This window comes from Peptoniphilus sp. DNF00840 (assembly GCF_001553125.1).
Lineage (GTDB): Bacteria > Bacillota > Clostridia > Tissierellales > Peptoniphilaceae > Peptoniphilus_A > Peptoniphilus_A vaginalis.
Window position 1 is genome coordinate 1 of sequence record NZ_KQ960246.1, and the last position, 679, is coordinate 679.

Here is a 679-nt window from a genome sequence, read left to right on the forward strand (position 1 = left end):
TTGTGAAGGCTTAACTTCATCTTTAAACTCAGCAGAAATTTTTATTCTTTCGTCCTTAACCATATCCTGTGTAATGACTTTTGATTTTAAGGCTTCACTTGATAAAAGTTCTGAGCCATCATTTATTTTCCAACCAAGGAAGACTTTACCACTCATACTTGGATCTTCAATCTTGTAGCTGCCAGAATCACTTGTCAAATCTGCGAAAGTTTTTCCAAGAATTCCCTTTAGATTAACACTTGAAGAGCCACCCTTATTAACCAATACTTCTACACTAACTTTAGGTGCAGGCTTTGGTTCAGAGCCTTCTTTCTTTTCAGGGTTTTCAATTTGAACTAAGTTGTAGCTATTTTTATATTTTTCAGCCTTAACAAAGACATCCTTATAACCAGGGACAACTATCTTTACTATATCTCCGATATTTATATCTCTAACTCCAAGAGAAGAATTAGTAAATACATAGTAGCCTCTTTCTAAAGAATTAGTTGTCGTATAATTTAGTTTTTCTCCACTAGGATATATAGAAAGGCTAACAGTAGAGCCTTTTAGAAGGTTAAGCCAAGCAATTGTGTCTTCATTATTTCTGTCTATGGCAATTGCCTTATTTTTCTTTTCTAATGTAAACTTAGCTTCCTTAGCATCCTCTTGTGAAGGCTTAACTTCATCTTTAAACTCAGCA

The 679-nt window shown here is 34.0% G+C and carries 1 protein-coding gene; it reads right to left on the minus strand.

From position 1 onward, the window contains the following. Window positions 1–679 (minus strand): hypothetical protein (locus tag HMPREF1864_RS08645; protein WP_197415088.1); only part of this gene is annotated, 679 nt, incomplete at both ends.